This is a genomic window from Cystobacter fuscus, assembly GCF_044360685.1.
GTDB lineage: Bacteria > Myxococcota > Myxococcia > Myxococcales > Myxococcaceae > Cystobacter > Cystobacter fuscus_C.
On the sequence record NZ_CP043491.1, the window covers coordinates 10,631,449 to 10,657,486 of the forward strand.

The window sequence follows — 26,038 nt, forward strand, 5'->3', positions numbered from 1 at the left end:
GGTGGAGCGGGACGCGACCAGCGCGGGGGTGCTGGGCGAAGTCCCCTCCACCGGAGTACGACGTCGCCACCATGAAAACACTCCCTCTCCTGCCGCTGTGCCTCGCCGCGACGCTCGGGCTCCCTGGAGCCGCGCCTGCCGCGACGAATCCCGCCCCCGTGCTCGCCGGCCTCGATGCGCTCTATCCCGAGCTGGATGGCCTCTACCGCGACCTGCATCAGCACCCCGAGCTGTCGCTCCAGGAGGAGAAGACGGCGGCGAAGCTGGCCGGGCGCATGCGTCAGCTCGGCTTCGAGGTGACGCAGAAGGTGGGCGGCCACGGCGTGGTGGCCGTGCTGCGCAATGGCCAGGGCCCCACCGTGCTGCTGCGCACCGACATGGACGCGCTGCCCGTCGAGGAGAAGACGGGGCTGCCCTATGCCAGCCAGGTGAAGATGAAGGACGACACGGGCCAGGGCGTGCCCGTGATGCATGCCTGCGGACATGACGTCCACATGACGGTCTGGCTGGGCACCGCCACGCTGCTCGCGCGCTCCAAGGAGCGCTGGCGCGGCACGCTCGTCATGGTGGGCCAGCCCGCCGAGGAGCGCGGCAGCGGGGCGAAGCGGATGCTCGACGATGGCCTCTACAAGCGCTTTCCCAAGCCCGACTTCGCCGTCGCCGTGCACAACAGCGCCACCGCCGCGGCGGGCACCATCGAGTACGTGCCCGGCTATGCCCTGGCGAACGTGGACTCGCTCGACATCACCCTGCACGGCAAGGGCGGCCACGGCGCCTATCCCCACACCACGGTGGACCCCATCGTGCTCGCGGCCCGCACCATCCTCTCGCTGCAGACCATCGTGAGCCGGGAGAAGTCTCCCCTGGAGCCCGCGGTGGTGACGGTGGGCTCCATCCACGGCGGCACCAAGCACAACATCATCCCGGACGACGTGAAGCTCCAGCTCACCGTGCGCAGCTACAAGCCCGAGGTGCGCCAGCAACTCTTCACCGCCATCGAGCGCGTGGTGAACGCCGAGGCCCAGGCCGCCGGCGCCCCGCGCAAGCCCGAGATCGTCATCTCCGAGGGCACGCCCGCCACCTACAACGATCCGGCGCTGACGAAGCGGCTGGTGGGGGCCGTGTCGCGCGTGCTCGGCGAGCCCAACGTGCGCGAGGGCCAGCCCGTCATGGGGGGCGAGGACTTCTCCGAGTACGGCCTGGCCGGCGTCCCCTCGGTGCTGCTCTGGGTGGGCACGGTGGAACCCAAGCGGCACGCGCAGGCCAAGACCTCGGGCGAAACGCTTCCCTCCCTGCACTCCCCCCTCTTCGCGCCCGACCGCGAGCGCACGCTGCGCACGGGCGTCACCACCCTGACCACGTCCGCCCTGGAGCTGTTGGGCACACCCTAAAGCCCACCCCTTCAATCTGATGGATGCAACTCATTAGATTGCTTCAACTACTTTCGGGTGAAACGAGTCTACCCCTCATCCATTTTTCTTTGTAGGAATGAGAAAAGTCTTGGTGCGATTGACTTGCACATGACCCGCCCAGAGGTGTTAGAAGAACGGGTTTTGGCTGGTTTTACCATCTGCGGGGGGCTTCCAAGGCCGATGAGGCGCGTCATCCATCACATGCTCCTGGGGTTATTGGTGTTCGGGCTGATTGGCCCGCTCACCACCTACACCTGGAAGCTGGCCGCCCGGAGCGGGGAGACGGCCGAGGAGACGCAGGAATCGCTCGACAAGGATTTCACCCTCTCGCGCATCATGGCCCGGCTGTCGGGGGCACGCCGCCTGCCGCCGTGTCCCCCTCGAGAGCGCCCGCGTGCGCGGCATGACCGCCGCGCGCGGGCACTGCCGCCCGCGCAGGTCATCACCCCCCGGGCGGTGGTGGTGTGGCGGCCCTCGAATCCAGCCCCGGACGAAGAACCCTTCTGTCACTGAGCGGACTCCGCTCACGTCCGACGACCGCCTGCCATCAGCGCCCCGGGTGCTGATGCGCGCGCGTGCGTGACGCCTCCGCACGGCGTTCCACCCTCCATCCCGCCTCCGCGAGAGGAAAGGCACTCACGTGTCCTTTCCACCCGTCCGGCCTCCCTGTCCCCCCCCTGGCTGCGTGCCCTCTGGCACGTGCCGGTTTCCACACGTGTATGCCCATGCAACGAGCCCGTGAGAAGAATGCCCTGACGCGCGCCCGGCGACTGCCCGCGCCGCGGCCCCTGTCGCGCGTCCTGGAGAGACAACGCCCCCCCCCCTCGGAGAACAGCTTCGGCGCCGAGTGGCGCTCGGTGCGCCGCTACCTCGTGGACTCCTGGAAGGACGTGGTGCGCTTCATTCCCCAGGACGTGCTGTCCGGTGTCACCGTGGCGGCGGTGGCGCTGCCGCTCAACCTGGCCCTGGCGGTGGCCAGCGGCCTGCCTCCCTCGGCGGGCCTCATCGCCGGCGTGGTGGGTGGCGGCATCGCGGCGATGATGGGCGGCACGCCCCTGCAGGTGACGGGCCCCGCCGCGGCGCTGTCCACCATGGTGTTCGCCCTGGTCGCCCGCTTCGGCGTGGCGGGCGCGGCGGCCGCCGCCTTGGCGGTGGGCTGTATGCAGTTGCTGCTCTCCCTGGGACGCGCCGGCCGGCTGATGAAGTACGTGCCCGAGTCGGTGCTCGCCGGCTTCACCACGGGCGTGGGCATCAAGCTGCTCGATCAACAGATTCCCGAGCTGCTCGGCTTCGACTACCGGGTGTTCGAGCTCGCGCAGATGATGCACCGGCCGGAGTGGCTGCACGAGGTGTCCTGGCTGTCGACGCTGTCGGGCCTCGCGGTGGCCTTCCTGGTGGTGGCCGCGCGGCACCTCAAGCGCTTCCCGGCGGCGCTGGTGGGCGTGGGCATCGTCACGGCGCTGGCCAGCTACCTTGGCTGGGACATCTCGCGCGTGGGCGAGGTCCCCTCCAGTCTCCCCCCGCCCCGGCTGCCGGACCTGCAGGGCCGGTGGCTGGAGTTGTTCGCCGCGAGCCTGCCGCTCGGCATCCTCGCCGCGGCCGAGTCGCTGCTGTCCGCGCGGGTCACCGACCGCATGGCGCCCGCCGCTCGTCCCCACCAGCCCACGCTGGAGCTGCTGGGCCAGGGCCTGGCCAACCTGGGCTCCGGGGTGATGGGCGGCATGCCCGTCACGGGCGTGGTGGTGCGCTCGGGCGTCAACGTGCAGAGCGGAGGCCGCACCCGCCTCTCTTCCTTCCTGCACTCCGCGTCCCTGCTCTTCGTCATGCTCTACCTGTCGGATCAGATCGCCAAGGTGCCGCTGGCGGGACTGGCGGGGCTCTTGTGCGTGGTGGGCCTGCGTCTGGTGGAAGTGGGCACGTTGGTCCACCTGTGGAAGGAGGAGCGGGTGGAGGCGGTGGCCTTCCTCGTCACCGCGGTGGGCACGTTGAGTGGCCATCTGGTGGAGGGCCTGACGGGCGGCATGCTCGTCCACGCGGTGGGCCGCTTCCTGCACCGGCGGCGGCACAAGCCGCACCCGAGCGCGCCCTCCGTGGAGCAGAAGCAGCAGGGCGTGCGCGCGGTGCTCTCGCGGGCCCACGCCGAGGCGCGGCACCCGAGCCACCTCGAGGCCTCGCCGCACTCGCTCGGCTGGCTGCGGCACATCAAGTCCCGGCCCCTCATGTCGAGCTCCTCGTTCGTCCACCCGCAGGCGGCGGTCATCGGCCGGGTGGTGCTCGGTGAGCATGTGCACATCGCCGCGGGCAGCTCGGTGCGCGCGGACGAGGGCACGCCCTTCCACATCGGCGCCAACTCCAACATCCAGGACGGCGTGGTCATCCACGCCCTCAAGGAGCGCAAGGTGGTGGTGGGCGGCGAGGAGTGGGCGGTGTACGTGGGCAAGAACGTCTCCATGGCCCACAACGCCCTGGTGCACGGCCCCTGCTACATCGGGGATGACACCTTCGTGGGCTTCAAGGCGGTGGTGCACGACGCCGTCGTCGGCAGCCACTGCTACATCGGCATTGGCGCCATCGTGGTGGGCGTGGAGGTGCCGGATGGCAGGTTCGTCCCCCACGGCACCATCGTGGACACCGCGGAGAAGGCCGAGCGCCTGCCGCCGGTGAGCGAGGCCCACCGCGAGTTCAACGAGGACGTGGTGGACGTCAACCGCGGCCTGGCCGCCGCCTACCGCACCCAGGATGGAGAGGTCCGGCAGACCTCGCGTCCCCTGGCGACCAGCAACACCGAGTCCACGTCCGGATGGACGAACTGGCGGCGCGCCCGCGACGGGCGCTTCTGAGCGCGGGGCCCCCGTGAACGACAACCTTTCCTACGGAGTCACACGAACATGTTCTTGATGGGAATCCTGATTGGCGCGGCGGTCTACGGCGCCTATGTGCTGTCCCGCTGCTTCTTCCGCGTGGAGGAGGGACACCTGTCGGTGCTCACCTCCCTCGGCGCGGCGCGGACCGAGCCGGATGGCAAGACGCTGCGCACCTGGGGGCCGGGGCTGCACCGCAAGCTGCCCTGGGAGAGAGCGCATGACATCCCCATGATGGAGCAGGCCCTGGAGCTGGCCGGCGAGAAGGGGGGCCAGACGGCGATGACGGGAGATGGCACGGTGCTGCGCTTCGACAGCACCCTGCGCTACGTGCCCGTGCGCGACAGCCTGGGCCACTTCCTCTTCGGCCTGCGCGCGCCGGTGGAGCACATCACCGGGCTGTTCTCCTGCCTGTTGCGCAACGAGATCGCCAACTTCCACGCCCCCGCCGCGGGTCCGGAGACGGTGAGCGGCGCGCTGGCCGCGACGCACCAGGCGGGTGAGAACTCGTACGCGCTCATCCGCCGCGAGCGCCGGCTGCTCAGCCAGCGCATCGAGGCGTTCTGCCACAAGGAGATTGGCCGCAAGTACGGCGTGCAGTTCGTCGGCGTGGACCTCACGGACGTGCTGCCGCCGGATGAGCTGGACAGCGCGCTCAACGCCGTCATCGCCGCCCAGAACGAGTCGGACGCGGCCTATGCGCGCGCCGGAGCGGAGTGCCAGCAGCGCGTGCTGGCCGCCGCACGCGGCGTGGAGATCGCCCGGGCGCGCGCCGCGGCGACCGAGACGGAAATCCTCAAGCTGGGCGAGTTCCTCTCGGAGCTCGACCGGCAGAACACCCTCCACCTCTACGTGTCGCGCCGCCGGTCCGAGGTCATGTCCGAGTCGCGTACCGTCTACCTCAAGGGACAGTAACCCCCATGAACTCGAGCCAACTGCTTCAACTCATCGGCGGTATCGTCGCGGGCCTGTGCACCCTGCCCTTCCTCATTGGACTGGGACGCCTCTTCGGCCTCCAGGTGGAAGACGAGGAGACGGTGCTCGTCACGCGCTTTGGCAAGCTGGAGAAGACGCTGAACAAGCCGGGCTGGCACTGGGTGCCCGAGCGCGTGCTGCCCTGGGTGCGCACGTTCCCGGTGAGCCGGGCGCGCGACTTCCGCGACATCACCAACATCCAGGTCAACGACGCGCGGGGCACCACGGTCATCGTGGACCTGTGGCTGGAGTTCCGGGTGGCGGATCCGGCGCGCGCGCTCTTCGGGGTGGCGGACTGGGACAAGTCGCTCCGGGCGCTCGTCACCCACGCGGCGCTGTCCATCCTCGGCAACCGCTCGTTCGAGCACATCCTGTGTGATCGCAGCGAGCTGGGCGAGAAGGTGCGCCAGGACATCCAGGACGAGACGCAGCGCTGGGGCCTGGAGGTGGAGCGGGTGCTCATCCGAAACGTGAGCCTGCGGCCGGAGGTGGCCCAGCAGGTGTTCGACACGCTGTCGGCGCGGCTCGAGCGCGCCACGGCGGAGGTGGAGGAGGAGGGACGCCAGCGCGTGGCGCTCCTGGACGCGCAGACGAGCGCCCAGGTGGCGGCGCTGGTGGCCGAGGCCAAGGGCCAGTACCCGGCGGCGGTGGGCCGCGCCTTCATGGTGCTGGGCAAGCAGCCGCGGGTGCTCCACGCCTACAACGAGCTGTACTCGCTCTCCCAGGTGCGCCCGCACCGCACCGTGGCCTTCCACGGCTTCGAGGGCGACCAGATGCGGGCCATCGACGCCGCGATGCTCCCCACCCCGACCAACGGGGCCCAGGAGCTGGAAGTCCCGGCGCTGCGCCCCAACGGGGACGAGCGCAAGGTCGAGGCCTGAGCGTCTCGCCTTGAAGTGTTGCACCCCGGAAAGGGGGCACCCACGGGTGCTCCCCTTCCGGGACTCCAGCGAGCACGGGCAAGCCCGCGAGTGAGCAGTGCTATGTTCGCGGGCGCCAGGGCGCCAATCTTCCGTGTCGGAAGTGGCCTGCTGTCGACGCCGGTATCGGCGAGAACCCACCCACTCTCGGTTTGGTCAGCAATGGTCAACAAGACGTCCAAGAAGCCGGTGAAGGTCGCAAAGAAGGCCACCGCCAAGCGGGTCGCCGCGAAGGTGGCCAAGCCCCAGAAGCCGGGCACCAGGTCATCAGCCCGCAAGCCCACGAAGGCCGCGGCGAAGAAACCGACGGCGCATCCAGTGCCCAAAGCCACCGCAACCAAGGCCAAGGGCCCCGCGGTGGCCGCGAAGCCGGCCCTCCTCACAGGCGGCAACCCTCAGATCGCGAAGGCCGACGGCGACGCCCCCGTGCAGGCCTACATCGCGGCCATGCCGGGCTGGAAACGCGACGTCGGGCTTCGCCTCGACGCGCTCATCGCGCGCACCGTCCCCGGCGTGCGCAAGGCAGTCAAATGGAACTCGCCGATGTACGGAGTCGAGGGCCAAGGCTGGTTCCTCGGCATCCATTGCTTCACGAAGTACGTCAAGGTGGCGTTCTTCCGCGGCACGTCGCTGCGTCCTGTCCCCCCCGGCGAGTCCAAGAGCAAGGACACGCGCTACCTCGACATCCATGAGGACCGCCAGCTCGACGAGGCTCAGTTCGCCGCTTGGGTGAGGCAAGCCAGCCAATTGCCCGGCGAACGAATGTGAGCGGCGGACGTCTGGGTGAGGCTTGAATAGACGTCATCGTTCGTGCCTCCTCCATGTCTGTTCACCCTGTGTGTGCGATTAAAGGGGGAGCGCGGCCTGGTCCCCCCGCGAGGAGCCCCCACGAAGCCGCTGCTCATGCTCGAGCAGCCACTGCTTGGTGGGCACGCCCCCCGCGTACCCGGTGAGCGCCCCGCTGGTGCCCACCACCCGATGGCAGGGAACGACGATGGAGAGCGGATTCCTCGCGTTCGCGGACCCGACCGCCCGCGACGCCCCCTCCCGGCCGATGTGGCGCGCGAGGCCCGCATAGGTCCAGGTGACCCCCAACGGAATCTCCCGGAGGGCCTTCCACACCATCTGCTGGAAGGGTGTCCCGATCGGCTCGAGCGGAAGCTCGAAGGACCCACGCTCGCCCGCGAAATACTCCTCCAACTGGCGTCGTGCCTCCCGCAGCACCGAGTGTTCCTCCCCCTCGCTCGCGACGAGCACGGGTGCCCGCTTGTGGTTCTCCAGGTAGATGGCGGTGAGTGCCCCATCGTTGGCGTACAACCGGAGGGGGCCCACCGGGCTCTTCAGGGTCGTGGTGTACAGCTTCATCCGCCTGCTCCTTCCGAAAGAGAAGTCCAGAGGTGTATCGCCGCGTAGGAACGCCACGGCCGCCAGGCCTCGGCCCGCGCGCCGGCCTCCTTCGCCGTCACGCCTCCGAGTGCCTTGCGAATCCCGAGATCGCTCGCGGGGAATGCGTCGGGCCAGCGCAGCGCCCTCATGGCGACGTAGTGCGCCGTCCAGGCGCCGATGCCCGGCAGCGCCTCCAGCGCCGCCATCGTCCCGTCCACGTCCGCGTGCCGGTCCAGCCGCACCGAGCCCTCCGCCACCGCCCGCGCCACCCCCAGCAGGCTCCTCGCCCGCGCCCCGGGGAGTCCCAACGCCGCCACGCCGTCCTCCGACGCCGCCGCCAGCGTCTCCGGCAGCGGGAAGAGCCGGGAGAGTTCCGCATGGGGACCGTCCACGGGCTCGCCGAAGCGCGCGACGAGCCTCCCGCTCAGCGTGGTCGCCGCGCGCACGGTGACCTGCTGCCCGAGAATGGCGCGCACCGTGAGCTCGAAGGGCTCGAAAGCCCCCAGCACCCGCAGCCCCGGGTGCGTCTGGACGCACTTCGCCAGGAGCGCGTCACGTCCGAGGCACTCCGAGATGACCTCCGGCTGCGCATCGAGGTCGAAGAGCGCCCGCAGCCGTGTGGCCACCTGCATCAGCACCCCCGCCAGTGACAACGACACCTCGGCCAGCAGCGCGGGGCGCTTCGGATCCTTCCGGACCACGAGCCAGCCCGTCTTGCCCCCCAGGCGCACCGTGCGCCGGTAGTCGGACTCCCCCACGTGCTCGACCCCTGGAATGGCGCGACCTCGCAGGTAGAGCAGGAGCTGCTCCCAGTCGAGCGGCGGGCGATAGTCCAGCCGGAGCACGAGCGAGCGCGAGCCCGCCGCCTCGTCACTGGCTCGCCGCAGCTCCGAAGGGGGCCTGCCGAAGCGCTCCTGGAAGAGCGCGTTGAAGCGCCGGACGCTCTGGAAACCACTGGCGAACGCGACCTCCGCCAGCGGGAGCGCGGTGTCCTGGAGCAGTTGCTTCGCCAGCGCGAGCCGCCGCGACTGGGCCAGTTCGACCGGGGAGACGCCCAGCTCCGCCTCCATCGCCCGGCGCAGGTGCCGGCTGGTGACCTTCAACTCCGCCGCCAGCTCATCCAGGGACGACTCGTTGAGGAATCCCCCCTCGATGCGCGACACCGCGGCCGCCACCAGCCTCGGGACGGAGTCCACCGGTGCGCTGCCCGGGGCCAGCTCGGGGCGGCACAGCAGGCAGGCACGGAAGCCCGCGTGCTCCGCCTCGGCGGCCGTGCGGTAGAAGGCGCAGCGCTCCTGGCGGGGCGTCCTCGCCGTGCACACCGGCCGACAGTAGATGCCCGTCGTCGACACCCCGACGAAGAAGAGCCCATCGAAGCGCCGGTCTCGCGCGGTCAGGGCCCGATAGCAGGTCTCGTTCTCCAGCGTCTTCATCACGGGGCTTTCGTAGCGTGGCCGCATCCCCCAGTCTGGCCGTTTTCGGACCTGACCGCGAAAATCGGGTCGCCACCGCCGCTGGCCTGGTGACTCACAGCTCCTGCCGGCGCACTCCGCTCATGCGCTCGTGAACGGCCAGACGAGCGGCACGGCCACCGTCAGCAGCGCGAGCATCAGCACGGAGAGGGGCGTGCCCACGCGCAGGAAGTCGCGGAAGCGATAGCGCCCGGGGCCGTACACCAATGCGGCGGACGGCTCCAGGGGCGTGAGGAACGAGTACGACGCGGCCAGGCAGATCCCCATGGCGAACGCTCGTGGGTCGAGCCCCATGTCCAGCGCGGCATGGATTCCAACGGGAAGCATGATCAGCGCGGCGGCCTGATTGCTCATGGGCACGGAGAGCAGGACGGTGGCGATCATGAGCACGCAGAGCACTCCGCGGGGTCCCACGACTCCCACCAGGGGGATGACTCCTTGGGCGAGGAACTCTCCCACGCCGTTCTTTTCCATCGCCAACCCCAAGGTCAGCAACGCGCCAATCATGATGACGACCCGCCAATCCACGCGGAACGCCGTGCGCGTGTCGACACAGCCCACCGCCACCATCACCACCAGGCCCGCCAGCCCCGCGATGGCCGGTGAGGTGATTCGCAGCCCCGCGATGACCACCGTGCTGGCGAAGATGCACACGGAGAGCACGGCGCGACGGTAGCGCGGCCGCTGGTACTCGACACTGCCGAGCACCGTCAGCTCCTCGTCCCCCGCGAGCTCACGGACACGTTTCTCGGGCCCACCGAGCAGCAGCAGGTCGCCCACGGCCAGGGGGAGGTTCTTCATGGCATCCCTCCCCTTGAGGCTGCCCATCAAGCTCAGATGCTGATGGGTACTCTGGAGCGTGGGATGGCGGTGGATGGCCAGCGCCACGAGGCCATAGCGCTCCGCGAAGCGGATGTCGCGCAAGGACCTGCCGGCCAGGGCCGACGTCGGTGGCACTGACACCTCGACGAGGGTATACGCCTGTCGCTGGCCCTCGGGAATCCGAAGATCGGCGCTGAGGCCGATGCTGCGCAGATCCTTTACTCGCAGGATGTCGTCCAGGCCGCCAGCGATGATGAGGCGCTCCTGGGCCACGAGCACTTCCCGAGGCTCGGGAGGCAACGTGACGCCATCCCGCACGAGTCCCCGCACCGGGATGCCAAGTCCCTCGGTGACGTAGCGAAGCTCCTTTCCCACCAGACGGGAGCCAGGCGTCAGCACCGCCTCCGTCACGTACTCACGTTGGGTCAGGGTCCTCTCGCCGCCCTCCGCGCCACGCTCCGGGAGGAAGCGCCACACGAGGACCAGCACCGCGATGATTCCGACGATCGCCAGAGGGAGCCCCACCGGCGCGAGTTCGGCGAAGCCAATGCGCTCGAGTCCCACCTGCTCCAGCGCCGCGCTGACGACCAGGTTGGTGGACGTGCCGAACAGGAAGATGGTGCCCCCCAGCATGGAGCTGAACGCCATGGGCATCAACAGCCTGCGCGGGGCCACCCTCGCCTGAGTGGACGCCGCGGTCACGACGGGGAGAAACGCCGCCGTCACCGCCGTGTTCGACGCAACGGAGGAGAATGCGCAGACGGCCACCAGCATCATGACGATGAAGACCCGCGGGTTGAAACGCGAGAGGGAGAGCAGCCGCCGGCCCACAATCTGCATCACCCCGGTCGCACTGAGCCCCTGCGTCAGCGCCAGGAGCGTGAAGATGAAGATGGCCGTGTCGCTCGAGAACCCGGAGAGGGCCTCCCGCGGCGTCACGAGCCCGCTCAGCACCAACAGCACGATGATGGCAAGGGAGCTCACCTCGATGGGAATGCGATCGATGGAGAGCAGGGCGATGGCGATCACCATCACGCCCAGGGCGACTATCGTGACCATGTCTGTAGAGTGAGGAGAACCTGGAGTGGGAGCAATGAGGCGAGCTCCAGGCCTCGGGGATGCATCAGGCGAATGCCTGCCTGCTCGGGTCATGCCGGGTGAAGGGCGAGCAAGAGAGTGTCCCCGAGAGGGTGTCCCGAGAGGGTGTCCGAGAGGGTGTCCGAGAGGGTGTCAGGGTGTCAAAGAACTTGAGCCTCCCCGAGAGGGTGTCGAGAGGGTGTCAAAGAACTTGAGCGAGAGGGTGTCCAAAGAACTTGAGCTCGCTCGAGAGGGTGTCAAAGAACTTGAGCCCCGAGAGTGTCAAAGAACTTGAGCAACTTGAGCAGTCAACGAACTTGAGCAGCACGGCTTGGCGTGACACGCGGCGGAAAGGAGAAGGGCGGAAAACACACCGAGAAATCTCCTCGCATCCACCGAGCCGCCGCCTCTCGAAATGCCGCGACGAAAGCCCGGTATTGCTCACGCAGTTCCTTCATCGCCTGATGCGTGGATGCATGCCCTAACGGTCTTGGGCTGCGATCAAGGCGCTCGGGCCGGGTATGCGGGTGCTGCGCCCTCACGGCCTGCACCCCCAACACGGAAGTGCTCCGGCTTCGAGCTTCAGCTTCCACCTCCCTCACCAATTCCCGCACCGCACGCTGTCTCTCCATCTCCTCCAGTCCTTCCCAGCATGGAAGTGGCGCTACTTCCAATTCCACCGGCTCGGCCCACTCCTGCGCGAAGCGTCCCTCTTCCGCCCTGTCCTCGGTTCCCCGTTTGCTCCAGCGCTTCGTCCAGTTGAACCACCGGAACAGCCGCCGTGCTGGCCCCAGCAATTGAGGCAGGCACGTGAGTCCCGGCCACTCGGCACTCCGCTCCACCAGACCCTCCTTCACTCCATGGGCCAGGATGTAGCGCAACCGTCCCACCAGCGCCGTGTCGTCCAGTACCGGCTCCGCCGAATAGCGCCTCTCCCAGAATCCTCCACTCCAGTCCACCAGCTTGCCCACCTTCCTGGAGAGGTTGGCGCGCAGGTACTGCATGAAGCCGGAGAGCGCGGCTCCCCGTGCCCACACCAACAGGTGAAAGTGGTTGGAGACGAAGGTGAAGGCATACAGCCGCACGGTGCCGGCGCTTTGCTGGATGGCTCGGGCCAACACTCCTCCGACCACCTCGTTCACCTCCGCGCTGGGGCGCAGCAACAGTCGTCCCTGGTAGCATCTGGATGTGACGAAGTAGTAGCCCTCCTCCTGGAACATCCTCAGCGGCCAGCCCATCCCCTTCCCCCCCTGCGTGCGCTCCGCCAAACCGGATGCATCTCGCGCGCCAACTCGCAAGTCCGCAGAAACATTTGAAGGTGGGTGGCTTCAACCGTCCACGTCGAGTCTCTTCCGGCTCAAGTCCCGCGTTTCGAATTCTTCGACACCATTTCGGCGTTTCGAATTCTTCGACACCATTTCGGGGAGGGGGAATTCTTTGACACCCGGGGGGGGAGGGGGAATTCTTTGACACCATTTCGGGGGACACCATTTCGGGGGGATGTTGAGCGCCAGGGAGCAGTTGTCCACGGGCGCCCATCCATCCCATGCGTCGCTCCCGTTACTGCCGCGGCTGTCCGTCCTGGCTGCCACCCAGGTCCTGGCTGCCTCCGGTGCCCTGGTGACTGCTCGTCACGTCCACGCGCAGCGCCGTCGGCTCACCGCCCACGTCCTGGTACGAGGCGCGCACCTGGCTGCCCTCGGCGATGTCCGCGGTGGAGCCCTGACGCCCGTTCACCACCACCTGCGTCTGCGCATTGACCTGCAAGCGGATCTGCGGCTGCCCCGGAGCCCCCGCGCTGCTGAGCAACAGCTCATCCGGGCTCGAGCTCACCACCCGGCCCGTCACCATCTGCTGCATCTGGCCCGACGGCTGTTGCTGGACCGTCTGCTGCTGGGTGCGCGCTATCTGCTCCTGCTGCTGGGCAACCTGCTGCTGCGTGCGCGCCATCTGCTCCTGCTGTTGACGCTGCGCCTCGGCGTCCTGCTGCTGGGATTGCTGGACCTCGGCCTGAGCCTGCTGCGCCCGGTTGCTCGCTTGCTGCTGAGCGGTCTGCGCCTCCTGGGTCTCCCTCTGGGCCCTGGCCTGAGCCTCCTGGAGGTCCTGCTGGGCCTTCTGCACGTCCAGCTGCGCGTCGGCCACGTCCTTCTGCTCATCGCGGGCCTTGGCTTGCGCGTCCTCGGCCTGATTCAGCGCCCGCTCCGATTGCTCCTGCGCCGTCTCCACCTGAGCGTGCGCATCTCTCTGGACGTCCTGCTGTTGCTGCGGACCCTGTTGCTTGCAACCGGCGGTGAGCAGCAACGCGGCCACCCCGGCGGACCACCACCACGAACCCTTGGGCATGAGCATCTCCTGTTGGATACGAGACAGGCCAAAGATGGAGCGCGTGAGCGCGACGCCAACCCGGAGTGCCCTCGGGTGCGGCTCCTCCGTCCGGCTGCCCTCCAAGCCCGAGCCCGGGCCAGAACCGCTCACCGCCCCCGCCGGAAGACTCAGTCCAGGTGGCTCCAGAAGGAGCGCAGCGCCGTGATGTGGTGCAGGGTCTCCCGCAGTTCCTCGTCGTGCTCGGCGCGCGTGGCGAGGTCCGCCATCGAGACGAGGCCCACGAACCGGCCGTCACGTTCCACCACTGGCACGCGGCGCAGCCGATGGCGGCCCATGAACATGACGACGGCGGGCAGGGTCTCGTGGGGTGGCACGGTCTCCACCTCGTCCGTCATCACGTCCTGGGCATGGAGGTTGTCGGGCGCACGCCCCTCGGCCAGGACCCGGACGACCAGGTCTCGCTCCGTGATGACACCGCGCAACCGGCCGTGCTCGTCCACCACCGGGACGATGCCGCGCTCCTCCTTCATCCGCCACGCCACCTCGCGCAATCCGCTGTCGGGCTTCACGGTGCGCGCCTGGCGCGTCATCACCTCGCGCGCCGTCAGCGGCTCCCGGGCCCAACGGCGCCCTGTCGGAGAAGACGGTTCCGAGGGGGCGCTCGGTGGCGCGCCAGAGCCGGAGCGGTCCCACGGGCGGTACTCGCGGGCCGGGTGCCGGAGCCCCTGGGACGTGTCCCAATCCTGATCGCCCATGCGAGGCCCCGCCCCCAATCCGACGGCGTCGCCGAGCGCGCGGTCATCCTGGCCATAGGGACCGTCCGGCACGCTCGCGCTCCCAGCCCCGGAGGGAGGCGTGTCGGTGCGCGGGTCGGCCATGCCCATCCGGGCGGCGCGTTGAAAGCGGTCCTGGCGCAGCTCGGGAGGCTCATCGCGCTCGACGCTCCAACCGGTGACGTCCGAGTCCGCGCGCTCGCTCGAGCCAGGAGGAGACTCCGCGGCGCGTCGATCCCGCTCCGCGAGGGAATGGGGGTCATTGGACTGTGGAAGCGGCGCCATGAGGAGTCCTCCTGTCTGTGTTTCCGTCAGTGGTTCATGCGCTCTTGTCGAACCTGGAGCGTCCGCGTGTCATCGGCCACATCGGAGCGGGCGTGCGCATGCCCCGCCACCACGGGCGCCAAGGCATTGCCCCGCGAAGCCCAGGCCCCCTGTCCGCCCGACGTGGGTGAGGTCCAGCGTCCGCTGTCCGCCGAGCGACAGGACTCCGGGAGGACGTGCCGCACGGGGATATTGGACGTTGGCGCCTGACATTGAGCGCGGGCTCCTCGTGGTACGTTTCACCCCGGAGGAGTGGACATGGACCGAGCCAGAGACTTCGCGCGACAGGGCTTCCTCGTACTGCCCGGGTTCGTCCCGGCGCACGCCTGCGAGGCCTTGAAGGCCCGGGCGGAAGCACTCGTGGCGGACTTCCAGCCGGAGACCGTCTCCATCTTCACCACGCACGAGCAGAGCCGCACCTCGGACGAGTACTTCCTCTCCTCGGGGGACCAGATCCGGTTCTTCTTCGAGGAGAACGCCTTCCGCCCGGACGGCTCGCTGCGCCAGGACAAGACGCTGTCCATCAACAAGATCGGCCACGCGATGCACGACCTGGACCCCGTCTTCGAGCGGTTCTCGCGCACGCCGGAGCTGGCGGCCCTGGCCGCGGAGCTGGGCCTGAAGCAGGCGCTGCTGCTCCAGTCGATGTACATCTTCAAGCAGCCCTTCATCGGCGGTGAGGTGAACAGCCACCAGGACTCGACGTTCCTGTACACGGAGCCCACCACCTGTCTGGGCTTCTGGTTCGCCCTGGAGGACGCCACGCTGGAGAATGGCTGTCTGTGGGCACTGCCGGGCGGACACACGCTGGGCTTGAAGAAGCGCTTCGTGCGCGCCGAGGGAGGCGGCACGGCCTTCCAGGTGTTGGATGCCACGCCCCTGCCCGAGGAGGGCATGGTGCCCCTGGAGGTGGAGAAGGGCACGCTCGTGGTGCTCCACGGGCTGCTGCCGCACAAGAGCGGCGCCAACACCTCGCCCAGGAGCCGCCACGCCTACTCGCTCCACCTCATCGACGGCACCGCGCGCTACCCCGAGGACAACTGGCTGCACCGCGCGCCCACCCTGCCCCTCCGGGGCTTCGGCCCCCTCGCCACGACCTCGCCCCGCTGAGGCGACGGGCCGCCCGACGCCCTACCCCGTCACCAGCAGCCGAATCCCATACACCACCAGCACCAGCGCGAGCACCCGGCGGATGAGCGGCTCGCGCCGGGAGTAGGCCCGCCGGACGTGCCCGGTGGACAGGCCCCAGGCCAGCGTCCCGTACCAGGCCATGGCGATTGTCACGATGCCCGCCCCCGCCGCCACGCGCACCCACGGGGCAATGCCCGACACCACCGTGGGGGCGAGGAGGCTCAGGTAGAACGGCATCGTGTTCGGATTGGACAGACTGGCGAACAGCCCGCTGCGGAACGGCCGGGCCTCCTCCCCCGCCAGCGCCCGATCCACCAGCGCCTTCTCATCAGCCACGGCCGGCCGCGCCGCGGAAGCACGTGAGGCCCCCCGCGCGGCGAGCCATCCCCGCACGCCCATGTAGAGCAGGTACAGCCCGCCCACGTAGCGCACGGCGCGCATCCCTCCCGGGAGCTGCTGCAGGAGCACGGCGACGCCGCCCAACGTGACGCAGAGCCACGCCGTGTTGCCCAGGGCAATCCCCAGCACGGCCCGGGCCGCGTGCCGGCGCGAGGCGGACAGCGCCAGGCGCGTGACGATGAACGTGTTCGGCCCGGGGGTGATGACCGCGAGCAGGTACAGGCCATAGATGGAGGCGAGCAGGGGGCCGGGAGGAGTCATGGCGTGGCCCCCACCTCATCACCCTTTCCGGTGAGGTGTCAGCCCCTGGCTGCCCGAGTCCCGCCCCGTGGAGGAGCAACGAAGAGCAGGTCCAGCAGCCCCTCGAACACGGACGCCACGTCCAACGGCGGGTGCCACCACCAGCAGCATGGGGCAGGCGCGACAGCGCGTCCGAGCGCAGCGCTCCCCGCGCCGAGGCGCGAGCGGCGATCTGGAGCCAGGAACTCGCACCGAGGGCGGGGGAGCGAGCCCCGATCGAGACGCTCGCCCGGCACCCGGTTCAGCGGATTGGAGGGCACGGGGTGACCGAGGGCTCCGTCTCGTGACGAAGTCCTTTGTCAGGACGCAACCCGGCTGATTCAATCGGACACGTCCGGGCCCGTCCCGCCCCCTCTCTCAGGATCCGATGAACGCACGTGTCTGGAAGATTGCTCCCCTGCTGTTTGGCTCGGGATTTTGTGCCCTCGTGTACCAGACGGCATGGCAGCGTGAGTTGCGCCTCATCTTCGGAGCGTCCACGGCGGCGTCGGCCGCGGTGCTGGCCATCTTCATGGGCGGTCTGGGCCTGGGGGGCGCCCTGCTCGGGGCGCGCGTGGACCGGCACAAGCGTCCGCTGGCCTTCTACGCCGACCTGGAGCTGCTCATCTCCCTGAGCGCGGCGGTGACGCCGCTGCTCGTGTGGCTGGCGCGCACCCTCTACGTGACGCTGGGCGGTACGGTGTCACTGGGCCTGGGCCTGGGCTCCGTGGTCCGGCTGCTGCTCTCGACGCTGGTGCTCGCGGTGCCCACGCTGCTCATGGGCGGCACCCTGCCCGCGGCCGCGCGCGCCGCGGAGACACCCGAGGACGTGCGGCGCCGGGCACTCGCGGTGCTCTACGGCGTCAACACCCTGGGCGCCGTGGCGGGCGCCACCGCGTCCACCTTCCTGCTCTTCGAGGTGTTCGGCACCCGCACGACGCTGTGGCTGGCCAGTCTGGTCAACGTGCTGGTCGCGCTCGTGGCGCGCTCGGTGGCGCGGAGTCTGCCCGAGTCCGAGCCGGACCAGGCGCAGGCGGGCCCCACCCCCGAGGACGCCAAGGCGCTCCCCCTGCCCCCCCGCTCCTTCGTCCTCACGGCGGCGGCCCTGGTGGGCTTCGCCTTCTTCCTCATGGAGATGGTGTGGTACCGGATGACGAGCCCCCTGCTGGGAGGCTCCACCTTCACCTTCGGCCTCATCCTGATGGTGGCGCTGGCGGGTATCGGCCTGGGGGGCGCGGCGTACGCGGCCTGGGGCCAGACGCGCCCGGCCACCCTGCGAGGCTTCGCCCTGACGTGCATCCTGGAGGCGCTGCTGCTCGCCGTGCCGCTGGCCCTGGGAGACAAGGTGGCGGTGCTCGCGACGCTGACGCGGCCCCTGTCCGTCTTCGGCTTCAGCGGCCTGGTGTTGAGCTGGACCCTGCTCGCCGCGTTGGTGGTGTTTCCCGCCGCCTTCGTCTCGGGCGTGCAGTTCCCCTTGTTGCTGGCGCTGCTGGGACGGGGCGGCGAGCAGGTGGGCCGGCAGGTGGGTCTGGCCTACGCGTGGAACACCGTGGGCTCCATCGTGGGCTCGCTGGCCGGCGGCTTCGGTCTGCTGCCGCTGCTGACGGCCCCGGGCGTGTGGCGGACGGTGGGCGGGGTGCTGGTGGTGCTCGGACTGGTGGCGGCGGCCATGGCCCTGCGCTGGGAGCAGGCGCCGCCCTCGCGGCTGGTGCCCTCGCTGTTCGCGGCCGCGCTCACCGTCGTCCTGCTCACGGCCGAGGGGCCTTCCGCCGTCTGGCGGCACAGCGGCATCGGCGCCGGACGCAGCCGGGTGGACACGAGCTCCACCCAGGGGTTGCGTGAATCCACATCCCAGCTGCGCGATTCCCTGCTGTGGGAAGCGGATGGCGTGGAGAGCAGCGTGGGCATCCTCGGCTCGGACGGCCTGTCCTTCCTCGTCAATGGCAAGTCGGATGGCAACAGCGTGGGCGATGCGAGCACCCAGGTGATGGGCGGACTCATTGGAGCCCTCGCCCATCCGAATCCGCGCCACGCCCTCGTCATCGGACTGGGCACCGGCAGCACCGCGGGCTGGTTGGGCTCGGTACCGGAGATGGAGCGCGTGGACGTGGTGGAGATCGAACCGGCCATCCTGGAGATGGCGCGCCGGTGCGCGGACGTCAACGAGCGCGTGCTGGACAACCCCAAGGTGAACATCATCTTCGATGATGCGCGCGAGGTGCTGCTCGCCTCCCATGAGTCCTACGACATCATCTTCTCCGAGCCCTCCAACCCCTACCGGGCCGGCATCGCCAGTCTCTTCTCCCGCGAGTTCTACCAGGGGGTGCGGCGGCGGCTGGCACCCGGAGGCATCTTCCTGCAGTGGGTACAGGCCTACGAGGTGGACTCGCGCACGGTGCGCAGCATCTACGCCACCCTGTCCTCCGAGTTCGGCGCCGTGGAGTCCTGGCAGACGCAGGCCGGCGACCTCATCTTGATGGCCACCGCGGAGCCGTGGCGCCATGACATGGAGCGCATGCGGGCCCGGGTGGCCCAGGAGCCCTACCGCCGGGCCCTGGCCGCGACGTTCGAGACCACGGAGCTGGAGGGCGTCTTGTCCCACTTCCTCGCGGGCCCGGCGCTGGCCCAGCGCATGTCCAAGGGACAGGAGGCGTTGATCAACACGGATGATCTGTCCTACGTGGAGTTCGCCTTCGCCCGCAGCGTGGGCCGCACCCACACGGGCTTCGCCCCGGTGCTGTTGCGCCAGCTCGGCATCGACCTGGGCGCGGACCGGATGGACGTGGGGCGAGGGACGGTGGACTGGCAGCGCGTCGAGGAGCTGCGGCTGCTCAACATGCAGTCGGACCCGCCCCGCCGGCCCGACCTGAACGCCAGCAAGCTCCAGGCCCACCGCGCCGTGTATGAAGCCTATGACCGCCAGCAGCTGCCCGAGGCGTTGAAGCTGTGGCAGAAGACCCAGTCGCGGCCCCGGGACATCACCGAGCTGCGGCTGGTGGGCGAGCTCCTGGTCCAGCAAGGCGATGAAGCCGCCCTGCCCCTGCTGGAGCAGCTGGAAGTCTCGCTTCCCTTCGATGCCAGGTCCCTGCGCGCCCAGTGGTTGGTGGGCAAGGACCGCCATGCCGAGGCCACGCAGTCACTCGAGAGCGCCTTCGCCGTACTCCACCAGGTGCCCTGGGGCAGCGGCAACCAGCTCGAACGGGCCATGTCCCTGAGCGAGAGCATCGCCCGGAAGGACGCCGCCCTGGCGGAGCGGTTGTGGAACGCACTGGCCCAGCCCTTCTCCAACCACCGGGGAGAGAGCAGCCGCAAGCAGGTGCGCCTGACGCTGGCCACGGTCCTGGGGTTCACCCAACGGTGCGTCGAGGCCTTCGCGCCCTACGAGCCCCACATCCCCTGGAACAGGCCCTTCCTGGAGAAGCGCGCGAGATGCTACGTGGAGACCCACCACGCCCTGGAGGACGAGGCGCTCGCGGACCTCGCGCGCTTCATCTCCACGGAGCCTCCTCCCCTGCTGGAGGATGGCGCGAACGCCCCGCCCCCTTGAGGAGGGCGCTGCCTGGAACCGGACGCCGCGGCATTGAAGCCTTCCAAACGGATGCCCACGCACCATTTCCCTGTTGCTTGACGCTCCACTCGAGGGGTCATTAGTTCGCGCCTCATGACCCTCTCTTCGTCGGCATTCTCCTCGCGCATGCCCATGGGGACGCGCTTCCTGCTGTTGACGCTCTCGGTGGTGCTCGCGGCCTGCGGCCACACAGGTTCCGAAGGGCCCAGGAGCACACCCATCTCCGAGGCGCGCGGACGCGCCAACGGCACCCAGGTGACCGTGGAAGGGTACGTCACGGTGCAGCCCGGGGCCTTCGCCTCGGCCCTGGGCAACGAGGGCTTCGCGCTCCAGGACAACACCGGTGGCATCTACGTGAAGCTGGCGCAGAAGCCCGGCTTCGGGCTGGGCGCCCACGTGCGCGTGACGGGCACGCTGAACGACGAGTCCAATCTGCGCATCCTCGAGAGCGAGCCCGGCTCCGTCGAGACGCTGGCCGGCACCCAGCAGGTGGGAGCCAAGGACGTGAAAACCGGAGACGTGGGCGAGTCCACCGAGGGTCTGCTCGTGCGCATCAACGCCAGGGTGACCCAGCCCATCAACGACGAGCTGCCCTACGGGTACGAGCTGTATGTCGATGACGGCTCGGGCGAGGTGCAGGTGTACATCCACGGCTCGGCCGGCTTCGACCCGGCCACGCTGAACGCCCTCACGGTGGGACAGACCCTCCAGGTGACGGGCTTCTCGTCGCAGTACGAGGATACCCTGGAAGTGGCGCCCCGGCAGCCTTCGGATCTCGTGGTGCAGGCCCGGTAGCCGGCGGCGATGGCCTGTCGGGCGCGGGCGCCCATCCACCTAGTTGAGCGGAAGCTCCAGGGTGGACACGGCGCCCTTGCCCGGCCCCTCGCTCTCGAGGGTCAGGCGGCCATCCAGCAGCTGTGCCGCCAGCGCGCTGGAGTGCAGTCCGAAGCCGTGGCCGCCCTTGCGCGTGGTGAAGCCATGAGAGAACAGCCTGCCCTTCACCTCGGGAGCGAAGCCCACCCCATCATCCACCACCTGGATGCGCGCCACCGGCCCCTCCGCCCGCAGCCGCACCCACAGGTGGCGCGTGCCCTCGGGCTTCGGGTCCAACGCGTGCGTGGCATTGCTGAGCAGGTTGATGAGGATCTGCAACACCTTGTGCTTGTCCACCATCACCCGGGGCACCGGGGACAGCTCACGGCGGACGGACACGCCGTGACGCTGCAGCACCGGTAGCTGGATGCGCAAGGCATCGTTGATGAGCTGGGCCAGGTCGCATTCCTCCGTCATGAGCGTGGTCCGGGCGTACGTCTGCTGGACCTGGACGATGGCGCGGATGTGCTCGATGTGACGGCCCATCGCATCCATGTCCTCCATGAGGTGCGTCTGCTCGCGCACCAGCTCGTCGGCCAGCGCGGACAGGTAGCCCGGCAGGTGGCTGCCGCGAGCCCCCTGCGCCAGGAAGTCGGCCAGGTCCTCCTGGTGATCCAGCAGCAGCGACGTGGCCCGCTTCAAACGGCCCACGCGAGAAGCGCCCACGGACTGACGCATCGTCTCGAGGTTGACGACGGCGCTGGTGAGCACATTGCCCACGTTGTGCAGCACGTTGGAGGCCACCTCCGCCATGCCCACCTCGCGCGCGGTGTCCACCAGGCGGGCCTGGGCCTGCTCGAGTTCGCGCGTGCGCTCCTGCACCCGCTGCTCCAGCTCTTCATTGGCCCGGCGCAACTCCATCCTGGCGCGCTGGACATCCTCGTAGAGCCGGGCGTTCTCGATGGAGATGGCCGCCTGGGAGGCGAGGTGTTCCAGGATCGTCAGCCGCGCGGGGCTGAAGGCATTGGTGGCCAGGTGGTTCTCCAGGTAGAGCACCCCGGAGAGTTGCTCCTGCCTCGACAAGGGCAGACACAACACCGAGCGCGCTCCACCGTGCGCCAGGTACTCATCGAAGGAGAAGGGATGGGGCTTGGAGGTATCGCCGATGAGCACGTGCTCGCGCGTGCGCCGGACATAGGAGATGAGTGGCCAGGGCAGCCCCGAGGCCCCTGCCTCCCCGGAAGTATCAGACACGGCGGCCACCGAGAGCGTGTCTCCCTGGGGCAGCAGCAAGGCGCCTCGCAGGGCGCCCGCGTTCTCGATGGCCGCGCGCAGCAGTGTGGTCACCAGACGCTCCAGCTCGATTTCACTGGAGACGGCCTGCTGGGCCTTGACGACCGTGAGCGCGTCGATGCGGGTGGAATCCGTGCCGCCGGTGGTCCGCGCCTCTTGCGTGCTCGAGGAGGAGGAAAGCTCGGGCCAGAGCGACTCCAGGTGCTGCACCTTGCCCAGGGCCCCCCACCGCCGGTACGCCGCCCAGGCTTCACGCGCGAAGGAATGAGCGACGATGGGCGACTGCCGGGTGCGCCAGAAGTTCGCGGCGAGCTCGCTGGCCAGTCCGACGTACTGGGTGGCCCCGCTCTTCCGGGCCGAGCGGATGGCTTCCTCGTAGGCGCGCGTGGCCTCCTCGGACCGTCCCGTGAGGCGGGCCAGCTCCGCGGAGACCAGCCGCTCGGGCACGTGGAAGTTCTCGGGACAGTTCTCCGCCCACTCCACGAACCGCTGCCGGTGAAGCGCGATGGCCTCGAGGAACTGGCCCTGCTCCTCCGGCGTGGCGCCCTCGAAGCACGCGGCCAGGGACAGGGCACGGTAGAGGTGGTACCCGCCCAGGTGGAAGACGTCATTGTGGACCCAGAGGAGCTCGGCCAGCTTGTCCGCCGCACGAAGGGCCTCCACGTAGGCGCCACACATGAAGCGCGATTGGAGCTTGATGATCCAATAGGAACTCCACGTGCGGATCATGCTCCCGGGTATCCGGGCCTCGAAGGACTGCTCATCGAAGCCGTCTCCGTTCAGCGTGTTGAACGAGAGGGTGTGCCCGCGCAGTTGTTGCACGTAGCGCTGAACCAGGAGGAGCGCCTCCTGGGGATCCAGGAACCCTATCTTGCGCGCGAACTCGCCGCGGACGATCAACTCCTGGTAGACCTCCTCCAGATCGTGGCTCATGGCCAGGCGATTGGTGGCGATGAAGAGGTTGCAGTAGGCGGCCACCGTGGTGTCCCCGACGTGGATCGCCTGGTGGAAGGCGTCGAGGAGGCCCTGCTGCACCTGGGGGAGAGGCAGGTTCCAGGAACCGATGTACTGCAGGCAGAGGAGGACTCCCGCCCGGCTGGTGGACAGGTTGTAGCGCTCGGTGAACTCGAGCGCGAGCCTGGCGAAGGCAAGGCCCTCCCGGTACCGATTGAAGTACGTGCCGGCGATGAGACCAAACCAGCTGCATCCGCTCGCGGTGGCATCCACGAAACCATGGCGGAGGGAGAGAGAGACCATCCGGCTCACGGCGATGATGACCAGGTGCTTGCTGGTGCCGGCCGCGGCATAGAAAAGCTTGAGCAGGGCCCGGACGATCAGCTTCATGTCCGGGTCGGTCATGGGGGGCAGGTCGATGAGGCTCTCGATGGGACGCGCCCCCAGCAAGGCCCAGGCCTCCTCGTAGATGGCCATCGTCTCCTCTCGCGAGGGGTGACGAGGGAATGACATGCCCAACAACGTCAGACATTCCAGCATGCAGGCCATGCCCTCCTGGCCCTCACGCGCGGCGAAGTGGACATCCTGTTTCAGGGTGTAGACGGCGACGGTATCCGAAGAAGTCCGAGCCCGGGGGCGGAGCTCGTCGACCAGACGGCGCGCCTCGGCGATGTCGCCTTGCGTGAAGGCACACAGCGCCTGTTCGAGTCTCACCTTGAAGGCCAGCTCGGGGTCCGTCTCCCAGGGGTCTCCGGGAATGAGCGCGAAGGCCGTGGTGAGATAGGAGAGGGCGGGGCGGAGCGCGACCGCGGCCCTGGCCTTGCAACCCGCCTCGGCGTTCAACCGCGCGAGCTGGTGGCGCTCGGCGGGCTCCTCGATGAGCTCCATCCCGGCGTTGAGCTGACTCACCACGTCGAAGAGCGAGTCGCGCAGCTGCTCCTGGGAAAGACTCACGAGCAGCAGCCGGCCGATGCGCAGGTGGACCGCCTTGCGCTCCTCCTCGGAGATGAGGGAGTGGGCCGCCTGCTGGATGCGGTCATGCAGGAAGCGGTACTGCTCCGGGCCCGTGCGCACCAGCATGCCCTCCCGGAGCGCGGGCTCGAGCCCCTGTTCCACCTCCCCGACCTCCGTCAGACCGACGAGGGTGCCCAGCATCTGGAGGGAGAAGTGGGTGCCCACGCACGCGGCCAGCCGCAGCAGGTGCTGCGTGCCCGGGGGGAACTGGCGCAGCTTGCCCACCATGAAGTCGACGATGTTCTCCGAGTAGTCGCGGGCCCGTACTCCCTCGGCATCCCACCGCCATCCGCTTCCAGGCACGCGCACCAGCAGACCATCCTGGTGGAGCGCCACCAGCAACTGCAGCAGGAAGAAGGGGTTGCCTCCCGTCTTCTCGTGCACCAGCGCCGAGAGGGGCACGACGACCTCTTTTCCCGCTCCCGGCAGCGTGTCGGCCACCAGCAGTTCCACCTGCGCCACGCTCAGGGGCTCCAGGCGGAGGTCCGTCACCCTCGCCCCCACCTTGCGCATCTCCTCCAATACCAACAGGAGCGGATGCGCGGGGCTCACCTCGTTGTCCCGGTAGGCACCAATCCAGAGTACCGGGAGGGCCTCGGGCCCCGACAGCAGTTGAGCGAGCAGTTGGAGGCTGGCCAGGTCCGCCCACTGCAAGTCATCCAGGAACACCACCATGGGGTGCTCCCGGGTGGCGAACACCGAGCCGAATTGGCGGACCAGCCAATGCAGGTGGCGCTGGGCCTCGCTCGGAGGCACCTCCTGGAGCGAGGACTGAGGACCCACCAGCACCTCGAGCTGGGGCACCAGGTCCACGAGCATCTGCCCCCGGCCCTCCCAGGCCCGGTTCACCTGCTCGCGCCACCGGGCGACCTCCTCATCACTCCCCGCGAGCAATTGTTGCAGCAGGCCCCGGATCGTCTGGGCCAGGGTGAGGTACGGAACGTCCCGTTGGAACTGGTCGAACTTGCCGCTCAAGAAGAGGCCGCGGCGCTCGACCACGGGCTTGTGCAGCTCCTGCACCACGGAGGACTTGCCAATGCCCGAATACCCGCTGACGAGGAACAGCTCCGGCGTTCCCGTGCGCGCCACCCGCTCGAAGCCCTCCAGCAGGGTGGAGACCTGCGCTTCACGCCCATAGAGCCGTTGCGGCAGTTGGAAGCGGCTGGGCGTGTCCCGCGTCCCCAGCGGGAACACCTCGCGCACGCCCCGGCCCAGCAGCTCGCGGCAGCGCTCCAGGTCCGCCTGGAGTCCCGCGGCGCTCTGGTAGCGCTCCTCGGCCACCTTCGCCAGCAGCTTGAGGACGATGGCGGACAAGGCAGGGGGCACCCGCGGGTTCAGCTCGTGCGGAGGCCGGGGCTTGCGCGCCATGTGGGCGTGGAACCACTCGAGCGCGTCCTTTCCCTGGAAGGGATGATGCCCCGTGAGCAGCTCATAGAAGGTCACCCCCAGCGAATAGAAGTCCGTGCGGTAGTCCAGCGCCCGGTTCATCCGCCCCGTCTGCTCCGGTGACATGTACGCCAGCGAGCCCTCCACCAGATGCGTGGGCGCCGCGTCCAGGTGCTCCACCCGCTGCAAGGTGGCCACGCCGAAGTCGATGAGCCGCGCTTCCCCCGACGGCTCCAGGATGATGTTGGCGGGTTTGATGTCCTTGTGGATGACATCGCGGCAGTGGACCTCCTCCAGGGTGGAGGCCAGGGAGAGGGCCAGACTCAAGAACCGGGGGAGCGCCAGGGGCTGACCCGTGGATTCGGACAGGGCCTGCCCCTCCACCTGCTCCAGCAGCAGCACGGGGCGCTCGCCGAGCCGTTCGCAGGCGTGGGGTCTGGCCACCCCTCGCACGTCCCGCAACCTCTGCAGGATGGCGAACTCCCGCCGGTATCGCTCGCTCTCCGTGCGACCAGGAGAGACCACCGTGGGCGTCTTGAGGATGACGGGCAGGCCATCCGCCTCGCGCACCGCCTGCAACAGCACGTTCGAGCCCGTGGCTCGGAGAGTGCCGAGAACCCTGTACCCCGGAATATCCAACATGGTTGAGCACACCCGTTGGCCAGAACCAGTTTCCATGACGTTGTTGCGTTGGCACTCCAAATTGTACGCATCCGGGGGTGGGCTCGCCCCTCCCATCGGGTGGCGTGTTCCTCGACGGCCACCCGGGCGCGGCCGGTGAGTGTGCGAGAGGTGACCATCTCGCGGGTCCTCCTCTCCAGGAGTCCTTCCGTGAACGAAGCGGGATTCCTAGA

The 26,038-nt window shown here is 69.0% G+C and carries 17 protein-coding genes; 9 read left to right on the plus strand and 8 right to left on the minus strand.

What is annotated here, in order from left to right:
• The first annotated feature begins 71 nt into the window (after positions 1–71).
• The 6 genes from F0U63_RS43490 to F0U63_RS43515 all read left to right on the plus strand — a co-directional run bounded on the left by F0U63_RS43490 (position 72) and on the right by F0U63_RS43515 (position 6,936).
• Positions 72–1,391, plus strand: coding sequence for an amidohydrolase (locus F0U63_RS43490; protein WP_395840281.1), 1,320 nt, complete (start codon positions 72–74; stop codon positions 1,389–1,391).
• Positions 1,392–1,592: 201 nt separating this feature from the next.
• Positions 1,593–1,925, plus strand: coding sequence for a hypothetical protein (locus tag F0U63_RS43495; protein ID WP_395840283.1), 333 nt, complete (start codon positions 1,593–1,595; stop codon positions 1,923–1,925).
• 212 nt (positions 1,926–2,137) lie between these two features.
• Positions 2,138–4,252, plus strand: a complete 2,115-nt coding sequence (locus F0U63_RS43500; RefSeq protein WP_395840285.1) for a SulP family inorganic anion transporter — start codon at positions 2,138–2,140, stop codon at positions 4,250–4,252.
• A 48-nt stretch (positions 4,253–4,300) separates the two neighbouring features.
• The gene (locus F0U63_RS43505) at positions 4,301–5,188 is read left to right on the plus strand and encodes an SPFH domain-containing protein (protein ID WP_395840287.1); all 888 of its coding nucleotides are present in this window, start codon (positions 4,301–4,303) and stop codon (positions 5,186–5,188) included.
• Positions 5,189–5,193: 5 nt separating this feature from the next.
• Positions 5,194–6,129, plus strand: a complete 936-nt coding sequence (locus F0U63_RS43510; protein WP_395840289.1) for an SPFH domain-containing protein — start codon at positions 5,194–5,196, stop codon at positions 6,127–6,129.
• 201 nt (positions 6,130–6,330) lie between these two features.
• Complete coding sequence (locus tag F0U63_RS43515; protein WP_395840292.1) at positions 6,331–6,936, plus strand: DUF1801 domain-containing protein; 606 nt, start codon at positions 6,331–6,333, stop codon at positions 6,934–6,936.
• A 78-nt stretch (positions 6,937–7,014) separates the two neighbouring features.
• Here F0U63_RS43515 and F0U63_RS43520 read toward each other — a convergent pair whose 3' ends face one another.
• The 6 genes from F0U63_RS43520 to F0U63_RS43545 form a co-directional block, all read right to left on the minus strand.
• Positions 7,015–7,533: a methylated-DNA--[protein]-cysteine S-methyltransferase gene (locus tag F0U63_RS43520; protein ID WP_395840294.1), complete on the minus strand. Its 519-nt coding sequence runs from the start codon at positions 7,531–7,533 to the stop codon at positions 7,015–7,017.
• Complete coding sequence (locus tag F0U63_RS43525; RefSeq protein WP_395848520.1) at positions 7,530–8,987, minus strand: AlkA N-terminal domain-containing protein; 1,458 nt, start codon at positions 8,985–8,987, stop codon at positions 7,530–7,532. Before F0U63_RS43525 ends, F0U63_RS43520 begins: the two co-directional genes overlap by 4 nt.
• A gap of 120 nt (positions 8,988–9,107) precedes the next feature.
• Positions 9,108–10,880 (minus strand): SLC13 family permease, encoded by a 1,773-nt coding sequence (locus F0U63_RS43530; protein ID WP_395848521.1) that lies wholly within the window; start codon positions 10,878–10,880, stop codon positions 9,108–9,110.
• 353 nt (positions 10,881–11,233) lie between these two features.
• The gene (locus F0U63_RS43535) at positions 11,234–12,163 is read right to left on the minus strand and encodes a transposase (protein ID WP_395840297.1); all 930 of its coding nucleotides are present in this window, start codon (positions 12,161–12,163) and stop codon (positions 11,234–11,236) included.
• A gap of 322 nt (positions 12,164–12,485) precedes the next feature.
• Positions 12,486–13,268, minus strand: coding sequence for a hypothetical protein (locus F0U63_RS43540; protein WP_395840300.1), 783 nt, complete (start codon positions 13,266–13,268; stop codon positions 12,486–12,488).
• Positions 13,269–13,417: 149 nt separating this feature from the next.
• The gene (locus F0U63_RS43545) at positions 13,418–14,308 is read right to left on the minus strand and encodes a CBS domain-containing protein (RefSeq protein WP_395840302.1); all 891 of its coding nucleotides are present in this window, start codon (positions 14,306–14,308) and stop codon (positions 13,418–13,420) included.
• Between the two features lie 297 nt (positions 14,309–14,605).
• On the opposite strand from F0U63_RS43545, the gene F0U63_RS43550 reads away from it, so the two are divergent.
• Positions 14,606–15,457, plus strand: coding sequence for a phytanoyl-CoA dioxygenase family protein (locus F0U63_RS43550; protein ID WP_395840305.1), 852 nt, complete (start codon positions 14,606–14,608; stop codon positions 15,455–15,457).
• A 21-nt stretch (positions 15,458–15,478) separates the two neighbouring features.
• Here F0U63_RS43550 and F0U63_RS43555 read toward each other — a convergent pair whose 3' ends face one another.
• A complete protein-coding gene (locus F0U63_RS43555; RefSeq protein ID WP_395840307.1) occupies positions 15,479–16,138 on the minus strand; it encodes a LysE family translocator in 660 nt (219 codons plus the stop codon).
• A 406-nt stretch (positions 16,139–16,544) separates the two neighbouring features.
• On the opposite strand from F0U63_RS43555, the gene F0U63_RS43560 reads away from it, so the two are divergent.
• Together F0U63_RS43560 and F0U63_RS43565 are read left to right on the plus strand one after the other, a co-directional pair.
• Positions 16,545–19,703 (plus strand): fused MFS/spermidine synthase, encoded by a 3,159-nt coding sequence (locus tag F0U63_RS43560; protein ID WP_395840309.1) that lies wholly within the window; start codon positions 16,545–16,547, stop codon positions 19,701–19,703.
• A gap of 114 nt (positions 19,704–19,817) precedes the next feature.
• Positions 19,818–20,519 (plus strand): DNA-binding protein, encoded by a 702-nt coding sequence (locus F0U63_RS43565; protein WP_395840312.1) that lies wholly within the window; start codon positions 19,818–19,820, stop codon positions 20,517–20,519.
• A gap of 39 nt (positions 20,520–20,558) precedes the next feature.
• Here F0U63_RS43565 and F0U63_RS43570 read toward each other — a convergent pair whose 3' ends face one another.
• Positions 20,559–25,826, minus strand: a complete 5,268-nt coding sequence (locus F0U63_RS43570; protein ID WP_395840314.1) for an AAA family ATPase — start codon at positions 25,824–25,826, stop codon at positions 20,559–20,561.
• Positions 25,827–26,038: the final 212 nt, after the last annotated feature.